A 6,404-nucleotide genomic window follows, 5' to 3' on the forward strand; every position below is an offset into this window, starting at 1 on the left:
CCCAACAGTTTGTCAACATGAACCGCGAGGATGTCGTTTCTGGGTGGTGTCGGCGGATAGGGTTCGGGCAACAGAAGGGGCGTCGCATGGTGGTCGAAAAGTTGGTGCTCGAGAAGTCTTGTCTCGTCGTGCAGGTGCGCGAGGACGGTAGTTACAGCGTGGGACCGCAAGGGCGTGAAGTGGTCTGGCGCGATGCGATGGAAAAAGGTGCCGTCATCGGTATCGGTCAGCACACTCCAGGGGACGTTGAGGGTGAATCGTGGTGGGTCGTGTACGGCCAGTCGGACGCCGGGGCAGACGTCACCGTTCGACTCGAGGATGGATCGCACGTGCCGGTGGGCCGTATCGGTGAGATTTTCGCCAGCGAATGGGTGAGTACCCCGCAGCAGGCCTTGCTGTATCGGTCCGATCGCCCGGTTGAGTCGCAGCCCACCAATCTCTCTGTGCTGTTCGCCAGGCCGAAGTTCATGCCCAAAGCGGCGTTTCCGGAGAATGATCGCTTGTAGTTGCAGCGAGCTGGCGTCGGGAGGCTGGCGGCCATCTTCTCGAAACATTACGGTACGTACTGTACTGTTTGGGAATGACAACTTGGCCGAACGACCTCGCAGTAGTGCAAGTGCGCGTAGCGCGACCCACCGACAGGCTCGACGACGTGATTGCGTTCTATCGCGACTGTCTGGGATTGCCCGAGCTCTACCGGTTCTCCGGTCATGCCGGGTACGACGGAATCATGCTGGGGCTGCCGGATTCGAACTATCACCTCGAATTCACGACCCACGAAGACGGAAGCCCGTGCCCGGCGCCGACGCAGGACAACCTGTTGGTGCTCTACTTCGCCGGCGAATCGGCGATGTACGAGGTAGTTCAGCGGTTGGGTGAAGCAGGGCACGAACCCGTTGGCGCCGAGAATCCGTACTGGGAGGAGAATGCGGGGATGACTTTCGAAGATCCCGACGGCTGGCGTCTGGTGCTCATGCCGCGACCGGTGCTGTAGATGGTGCGCGCCCGCGACGAGCGGATCGACGACGCCGTACTGGCGGCAACCCTGGAGTTGTTGGGGGAGAACGGTTATGCGGAGCTGTCAATCGGTTCGGTGGCGACGAGAGCCGGCGTGCATCGACCCGCCATCTACCGGAGATGGCCGTCGAAGCGGCATCTGGTGGTCGACGTCGTCGTGGCGCACATCGGTACTGATCCAACGCCGGACACCGGCGATCTCAGGGCAGACCTGGTCGCCGGCATCACGACATTGGTTGTGGGGCTGAGTGAAACGGTAGTTGGGCGGATCCTGCCCGCGTTGGTCGCGGATCTGGCGGCGGACCCGGAATTGGCGCGGGATTTCCAGTCGGCATTCTTTCAGCCACGACGCGATTCCACTGCGGCAGTGCTGGAATCGGCGCGGCTACGCGGCGAAATTCGGAGCGACTTCGACCTGGACTTCGTCCTGGATGCCCTGGCGTCGCCGATCTATTACCGAGCGTTGTTCCGTCACTTACCGCTGGACGCGCTCCTGGCCGAGCAGTCCGTCGATTCTGTGCTGCTGACGTTGACTCCTCACCAAAATTTCTGAAGCCGTTTCGATTCAGTTCAATTCGACTGGATCGGGTCCGACACGGCTGTCGGTGTTCAGCGCTGCGATGGCAGCTGACTCGTCGGTATCGAGTGCGAAGTCGAAGATTGCGGCGTTGTCGCGCATGCGGGCAGGTGTCACCGACTTCGACAAAACGGTGTGTCCCTGTTCGAGATGCCAGCGCAGAATGATCTGCGCTGGGCTCTTTCCGTGTGCTGCAGCGATTTTCCCGATGGTCGGGTCGTCGAGGATAGTTCCCTGTCCCAGTGGGCTCCATGCCTCGATTTCGATGCCGCGACTTCGCGCGTATTCCCGTGACGCGTGCTGTTGCAGTCTGGGGTGCAATTCGATCTGGTTGACGGCCGGGGTGATCGAGCTGTGCTCGGCCAGCAGTTCGAGGTGCTCGGGCAGGAAGTTGGACACGCCGATCGCACGGGCACGGCCGGAGGCGAGGATCTCCTCGAAAGCGGCCCACGTCTCCATGAACAGGCCCTTTGCCGGTGCCGGCCAGTGGATCAGATACAGGTCGACGAAGTCAAGGCCGAGCGTGTCGAGGCTCGTGTCGAACGCGGCGAGCGCTCGGTCGTGGCCCTGATCGTCATTCCACAACTTGGTGGTGACAAAAAGCTCTGACCTCGGAACACCCGAACTAGCGATGGCGCGGCCGACACCGGCTTCGTTTCCGTAGATCGCGGCCGTGTCGATGTGGCGGTAGCCGATCTCGAGAGCGGTGGCAGTGACCTCTTCGGTCTGTGCGTCCGGTACCTGGAAAACGCCGTACCCGAGTTGCGGGATGGTGATCGGTTCGCCGGTGGTTCCGTGAGTCAGTGTGCGGTCGGGGATCGACAACATTGAAGAGCGCCTTTCAAGACTGGGTGTGGCGGTTCGACGGGCGATCGTGTCGCCCGTGCCCACCTATGCCGCGCATGCAACTATTGCGTGCGCCTGATAAATAGTTGCACACGCGGGTTGTCTGCGCAAGCAGAGTCGGTTGGCTACTCCTCGAAGAGCTGTCCGTTCTCCATTCGCCACCGGCGCGTGCTTCGGGTGGACTGCAACATGCGTCGATCGTGAGTGACTAGGAGGAGGGTCCCTTCGAAGGATTCCATCGCCTGCTCGAGCTGTTCGATCGCCGGAAGGTCGAGATGGTTCGTCGGCTCGTCCAGTACCAGTAGGTTCACGCCGCGAGCTTGGAGCAAAGCAAGTGCAGCCCTTGTTCTTTCGCCGGGGGACAATGAAGCGGCAGATCGGAGTACGTGGTGTCCGCGCAGGCCGAACTTGGCGAGCAGAGTACGGACATCGGCATCGGGCCAGTCCGGAACCTGAGCGCCGAAGGCCTCCACGACTGGTTGATCACCTTCGAATAATCCACGGGCCTGATCGATCTCACCGATCGCGACACCGGAGCCCAGCGACGCGATGCCCTCGTCCGGGACGAGTTTGCCGAGCAGGACGTTCAGGAGGGTGGTCTTGCCGGCTCCGTTCGCGCCCGTGACGAGGATTCGATCGCCCCAGTCGATCTGTGTCGTGACCGGACCGAACGTGAACTGACCGCGAGTTACCTTGGCACCATTCGTGGTTGCGACAACGGATCCGGACCGCGGAGCCGCTGCGATCTCCATGCGGAGTTCCCACTCCTTGCGCGGTTCCTCGACCACTTCGAGTCGCTCGATGCGACGTTGGGTCTGGCGTGCCTTCGCGGCTTGCTTCTCCGTCGACTCGGTCCGCAATCCGCGTCCGATCTTGTCGTTGTCCTTGGCCTTACGACGCGCATTGCGGACGCCGTGTTCCATCCAGTTGCGCTGCATCTGTGCGCGATCTTCGAGATCGGAGCGGGTGCCTGCGTATTCCTCGAACGCCTCGCGTGCGTGCTGGCGGGCGATCTCGCGTTCGGCGAGGTACGACTCGTAGCCGCCGTCGTAAACGGCGATGTCCTGTTGTGCCAGATCGAGTTCCACGATCCCCGTGACGGTGCGCGAGAGGAACTCGCGATCGTGGCTCACGACAACCAGCGCCGCTCGGGTCTCGGCGACAAATCGCTCCAACTGCTCGAGACCCCGCAGGTCGAGATCGTTGGTGGGTTCGTCCAACAGGAGAATGTCGTAGCGCGAGAGCAACAGCGACGCGAGCCCGGCGCGTGCGGCCTGACCGCCGGACAACGCCGTCATGTGAGCATCGAGCGGAACTCCGAGCCCGAGTTCTTCGACCACCTTCTCAGCGCGCTCGAACAGATCGGCGCCGCCGAGAGCCAGCCAGCGTTCGAGAGCCGGAGAGTACAGATCCTCCTCCGCTTCAGCCAGGGTTTCGGCCGCGGCGTTCATGACCGCCTCGGCGTGCGCGACGCCGGTGCGTCGGCCGAGGAACTCGAGGACGGTCTCGCCCTCGGTGCGGTCGGGTTCCTGCGCGAGATAGCCCACCGCAGCGTCTGGCGGGCTGAGGATGATCGAACCTTCGACGTCGGCAGTTCCGATTCCCGCCAGTGCAGTGAGAAGCGTCGACTTGCCGGCGCCGTTCGCGCCGACGAGGCCGATGACGTCGCCGGGCGCGACGGTGAGATCGAGGTCGGAGAACAGAGTGCGTTCTCCCCGGGAGGCAGAGAGGCCGCTGATGCGCAGTGTTGCAGTCACCTGAGAAGTATCCCCGGCGCTGTGCGCCTGTGTTAATCGGTGCTGTGCGCCTTTATTAACCGCGGGCGGTTAATAAAGGCGCACAGCAGTCAGTCACGGACCAGGTGGTACCAGCACGGATGTGCCGCACGGACCGGAAGTGGCGATTCACTCACGTCGGCGGCCGTACTCGAGGCCATCGACCAACCGTCGAATACTCGCATGACGTCCTCCTCGGAGACGCCATGTGGCATCGGCCAACGGTGACCTGGCCCGAATGCGAACATCACCATGGACGCCCCGGGTGCGGTGATCGCGTTGACCGACCTCCCGTAGTCGCGTCGTTGATGATCGGTGAGCCCGTGAAAGCAGCCGATGTCGAGCACCAGCATGTGCCCGCCGTCGACAGCAATGTGTAGGTCTGCCGCGTCCTCGTGGAGGAACCGGACGTCGACGTGTGCTTCACGCGCGTGAATGCGCGCTTTGTCCAGCGGTTCCTGTTCGGCGTCGACGCCGGTGACGTGCCACCCGCGTTGCGCCAGCTCGATGGAATGGCGTCCGGTGCCGCAACCGATATCGAGTGCGCGGCCACCTTCCGGGAGGGGAATCGCATCCAGAAGGCCGGACAGTTGAGCGTCGAAGCCGTGACCGGTGTGCTCCCATGGAGTGACGCCGACCTTGTAGGCGAGACGATATCCGAGATTCATCGCTCTCTCTTTTCTCGAGGCGATTCGATTACTTGTATTCCAAGGTAGACCGGCATTTCGGGTGCGACAAGGGTGCGAAGAGGAGGTTCGGTGGGGAATGCCTCCTGGCGCCCGCGCGTTGGATCCACATATGACCGAGACCAACGATGTAACCTCTGTACCGACCATTGTTCTGAACGACGGTAAGGCGATCCCCGCACTGGGATTCGGTGTGTTCCAGGTTCCGGACGACGAGACGCAGGAAGCCGTCTCCACCGCCCTGAAGACCGGCTACCGCAGTATCGACACCGCCAAGATCTACGGCAACGAGGTGGGCGTCGGCCGCGCGATCGCCGAATCCGGCATCGCCCGCGAAGACCTGTACATCACGACAAAACTGTGGAACGACGATCAGGGCTACGACTCGACGCTTGCCGCCTTCGACGCCAGCCTCGACAAGTTGGGTCTCGACTACCTCGATCTGTACCTGATCCACTGGCCGGTTCCGTCCAAGGACCTGTACGTCGAGACCTTCAAGGCATTCCAGAAGCTCAAGGCCGACGGACGGGTTCGATCCATCGGCGTCTCCAACTTCACCATCGAGAACCTCGAGCGTGTCATCGGTGAAACCGGTGAGGTGCCGGTCCTCAACCAGATCGAGCTTCACCCCAAGTTCAACCAAGCCGAACTGCGCGCCTTCCACACCGGCAAGGGAATTGCGACGGAAGCGTGGAGCCCGCTCGGCCAGGGAACTGTTCTCGGTGACCCCGTCATCACCGCTATCGCCGACGCTCATGGCGTCACCGCGGCTCAGGTGATCATTCGCTGGCACCTGCAGATCGGAAACGTGGTGATTCCGAAGTCGGTGACCCCCGAACGTATCGCCGCAAACTTCGATGTCTTCGGATTCGAACTGACGCCGGAACAGATCAACGCGATCGGTGCTCTCGACGACCCGGCCGGCCGCATCGGCCCCGACCCGGTCACGCTCGGCAGCTAGAACTTCCGGTAGACCCACGAACGGCACTCCCGCAATCGCGGGAGTGCCGTTCTGTCGTGCGAGGTCAGTTCAGGTGCGTGCGATGTTCTGCAGTGAATGCGATGTGCTCGTCCGCGCGTCCGGTGCGGAGCTTCTCGACCCACTCGGGATCCGCGAGCAGCGCGCGTCCGATGGCAACCATGTCGAATTCACCCCTATCGTACTGAGCTTCGAGACGCTCCAGCCCCGTGACAGCCGATGCGGCGTCGCCGGTGAATGCCGTCGTGAACACGGAGTCGAGTCCGACCGAGCCGACGGTGATGGTCGGCAACCCGGTCAGCTTCTTCGTCCAGCCGGCGAGGCCGAGCTTGCCGTCTTCACCGTCGAGTTCAGCGAACGCCGGTTCCCAGTGGCGCCTCGTCGACGGATGCAGAACGTCGACGCCGGCGTCGACCAGGGGAGTGAGGATGCGGCCGAGTTCAGCCGGGCTCTGGGCGATACGAGCGTCGTAGTGGCCGGACTTCCACTGCGAGAATCGGTAGACGATCGCGAACTCGTTTCCG

7 protein-coding genes and 1 pseudogene are annotated in these 6,404 nt (G+C 62.6%); 4 read left to right on the forward strand and 4 right to left on the reverse strand.

What is annotated here, in order from left to right; all coding sequences use genetic code 11:
• Positions 1-86 precede the first annotated feature (86 nt).
• The 3 genes from ABX74_RS20490 (at position 87) to ABX74_RS20500 (ending at position 1,570) form a co-directional block, all read left to right on the forward strand.
• On the forward strand, positions 87-506 hold the full coding sequence (locus ABX74_RS20490; RefSeq protein WP_029255992.1) for a hypothetical protein: 420 nt from the start codon (positions 87-89) through the stop codon (positions 504-506).
• Between the two features lie 74 nt (positions 507-580).
• Complete coding sequence (locus ABX74_RS20495) at positions 581-994, forward strand: VOC family protein (protein ID WP_021332241.1); 414 nt, start codon at positions 581-583, stop codon at positions 992-994.
• Positions 995-1,570 (forward strand): TetR/AcrR family transcriptional regulator, encoded by a 576-nt coding sequence (locus ABX74_RS20500; RefSeq protein WP_047889573.1) that lies wholly within the window; start codon positions 995-997, stop codon positions 1,568-1,570.
• 12 nt (positions 1,571-1,582) lie between these two features.
• On the opposite strand, the gene ABX74_RS20505 is transcribed toward ABX74_RS20500, so the two are convergent.
• The 3 genes from ABX74_RS20505 to ABX74_RS20515 form a co-directional block, all read right to left on the reverse strand.
• Positions 1,583-2,422 (reverse strand): aldo/keto reductase, encoded by an 840-nt coding sequence (locus ABX74_RS20505; protein WP_047889574.1) that lies wholly within the window; start codon positions 2,420-2,422, stop codon positions 1,583-1,585.
• A gap of 143 nt (positions 2,423-2,565) precedes the next feature.
• Positions 2,566-4,197 (reverse strand): ABC-F family ATP-binding cassette domain-containing protein, encoded by a 1,632-nt coding sequence (locus ABX74_RS20510; protein ID WP_047889575.1) that lies wholly within the window; start codon positions 4,195-4,197, stop codon positions 2,566-2,568.
• An 89-nt stretch (positions 4,198-4,286) separates the two neighbouring features.
• The gene (locus ABX74_RS20515) at positions 4,287-4,883 is read right to left on the reverse strand and encodes a class I SAM-dependent methyltransferase (protein WP_020908736.1); all 597 of its coding nucleotides are present in this window, start codon (positions 4,881-4,883) and stop codon (positions 4,287-4,289) included.
• A 130-nt stretch (positions 4,884-5,013) separates the two neighbouring features.
• Between ABX74_RS20515 and ABX74_RS20520 the strand changes: the two genes are divergently transcribed.
• Positions 5,014-5,862, forward strand: a complete 849-nt coding sequence (locus ABX74_RS20520) for an aldo/keto reductase (RefSeq protein WP_047889576.1) — start codon at positions 5,014-5,016, stop codon at positions 5,860-5,862.
• A 64-nt stretch (positions 5,863-5,926) separates the two neighbouring features.
• On the opposite strand, the pseudogene ABX74_RS20525 reads toward ABX74_RS20520, so the two are convergent.
• Positions 5,927-6,404 (reverse strand): annotated as a pseudogene (locus ABX74_RS20525) (12-oxophytodienoate reductase); the annotation flags it as partial.

Origin of the sequence: Rhodococcus sp. ARP2, from assembly GCF_001029585.1 — a bacterium.
Classification (GTDB): Bacteria; Actinomycetota; Actinomycetes; order Mycobacteriales; family Mycobacteriaceae; genus Rhodococcus_F; species Rhodococcus_F erythropolis.

What these genes read in the sequence shown, in the direction of transcription:
- ABX74_RS20500 (WP_047889573.1), top strand. Translation starts at nt 995, where the DNA reads ATGGTGCGCGCCCGCGACGAGCGGATCGACGACGCCGTACTGGCGGCA.
- ABX74_RS20520 (WP_047889576.1), top strand. Translation starts at nt 5,014, where the DNA reads ATGACCGAGACCAACGATGTAACCTCTGTACCGACCATTGTTCTGAAC.
- ABX74_RS20490 (WP_029255992.1), top strand. Translation starts at nt 87, where the DNA reads ATGGTGGTCGAAAAGTTGGTGCTCGAGAAGTCTTGTCTCGTCGTGCAG.
- ABX74_RS20505 (WP_047889574.1), bottom strand. Translation starts at nt 2,422, where the DNA reads ATGTTGTCGATCCCCGACCGCACACTGACTCACGGAACCACCGGCGAA.
- ABX74_RS20515 (WP_020908736.1), bottom strand. Translation starts at nt 4,883, where the DNA reads ATGAATCTCGGATATCGTCTCGCCTACAAGGTCGGCGTCACTCCATGG.
- ABX74_RS20495 (WP_021332241.1), top strand. Translation starts at nt 581, where the DNA reads ATGACAACTTGGCCGAACGACCTCGCAGTAGTGCAAGTGCGCGTAGCG.